The following is a 1,117-nucleotide window of genomic DNA, read 5'->3' on the forward strand; positions in this document are numbered from 1 at the left end:
GGCCGTGGCGATCGCACCCGATTACGGTAGCACTGGCTTGAAGGGCCGGACGTCCACCTGCGCGTAGACGCCCGCCGCCACGTAGGGGTCGGCATCCGCCCACGCCTGCGCCGCCTCCAGTGACTCGAACTCGGCGACCACCAGGCTGCCCGTGAAACCGGCCTCACCGGGGGTCTCCGTGTCCACGGCCGGATACGGCCCGGCGAGCAACAGCCGCCCCTCGTCGCGCAGCTGCTCCAGCCGTGCCAGGTGTTCCGCCCGCGCTGACTGGCGCAGCGGCAGACTGTTCTCCACGTCCCTGCTCATGATCGCGTAATACATGGGTCGTTACCTTATCGCTCCGAAAGGGGTCCGGTACAATGAAGCCGTGCCCCGGGATGGCCGGGGCGTGTCCACGGGAGAGGAAGTCATGGCGCAGTACTTTGAAGTCCATCCGGAGACGCCCCAGCAGCGCCTGATCAACCAGGCCGTGCAGACTCTTGCCGATGGGGGTGTCATCGCCTACCCGACGGATTCGAGCTACGCCCTCGGCTGTCGCCTCGGCGACAAGGCCGCCCTCGACCGCATCCGCGAGATCCGGCGTCTGGACAACAGCCATAACTTCACCATGGCGTGCAAGGATCTCAAGGATATCGGCACCTACGCCAAGATGGAAAACTACGCCTACCGCCTGCTCAAGTCCCACACACCGGGGCCGTACACCTTTATCCTGCGGGCTACGTCCGAAGTGCCCCGGCGGCTGCAGCACCCCAAGCGCAAGACCATTGGTATCCGCGTACCCGACCACCCGGCCAGCCGCGCACTGCTCAACACTCTCGGCGAGCCGCTGATGAGCGTGACGCTGCAGCTGCCCGGTGACGACATGCCCCTCGATGATCCCGAGGAGATCCGCGAGCGCATCGGCAAGCTGATCGACGCCGTCGTTGCTGGCGGGCCCACCGGGGGCGGGGCGAGCACCGTGATCGATCTCACCGGTGAGGCCGCCGAGGTCATCCGCGAAGGGGTCGGCGATACCCGCGTCTTCCAGAGTGCCTGAGCGCATGGAGACGGATCGCGAACAACCATAAGGAGCCGTTGCTTGGCTAACATCAACCAACGACCCAGCCGCGGGGGGGGG

General features: G+C 66.4%; 2 protein-coding genes. One reads left to right on the top strand and one right to left on the bottom strand.

From position 1 onward, the window contains the following. Positions 1-21 precede the first annotated feature (21 nt). Positions 22-321, bottom strand: a complete 300-nt coding sequence (locus tag LRA98_RS12800; protein ID WP_201168748.1) for a YciI family protein — start codon at positions 319-321, stop codon at positions 22-24. 88 nt (positions 322-409) lie between these two features. On the opposite strand from LRA98_RS12800, the gene LRA98_RS12805 reads away from it, so the two are divergent. After that, on the top strand, positions 410-1,036 hold the full coding sequence (locus LRA98_RS12805; protein WP_238634271.1) for an L-threonylcarbamoyladenylate synthase: 627 nt from the start codon (positions 410-412) through the stop codon (positions 1,034-1,036). Positions 1,037-1,117 lie beyond the last annotated feature (81 nt).

This window comes from Halorhodospira sp. M38, from assembly GCF_022227985.1.
In the GTDB taxonomy this organism is placed as follows: Bacteria; Pseudomonadota; Gammaproteobacteria; order Nitrococcales; family Halorhodospiraceae; genus Halorhodospira; species Halorhodospira halophila_A.